The organism is Erwinia sp. PME.40.26/001, assembly GCF_055556675.1.
This window is the reverse complement of record NZ_JBVHNP010000475.1, coordinates 1-231: the sequence shown is the minus strand read 5'-3', so window position 1 is coordinate 231 and position 231 is coordinate 1. Positions and strand designations below refer to the sequence as shown.

The 231-nt window shown below is 67.5% G+C and carries 1 protein-coding gene; it reads right to left on the bottom strand.

What is annotated here, in order from left to right:
• Positions 1–231, bottom strand: a 231-nt coding sequence (locus ACZ3HG_RS25035) for a hypothetical protein (protein ID WP_465335273.1), incomplete at both ends; no start/stop codon positions are given.

Here is a 231-nt window from a genome sequence, read left to right as displayed (position 1 = left end):
GGGTGAGCAGGAGCAGCGGCACCTGCCACGCCCACCCGCGGTCGGGTTCGCCGTAGTAGTGGAACTCGTCCATGACGACCTGGTCCACCTCGGCGTCCGGTCCCTGCCGGAGGGCGAGGTTCGCGAGAATCTCTGCCGTGCAGCAGATGATCGGGGCGTCGGAGTTCACCGAGGAGTCGCCCGTGACCATCCCCACGTTCTCGGCGCCGAAGATGTCGACGAGCGCGAAGA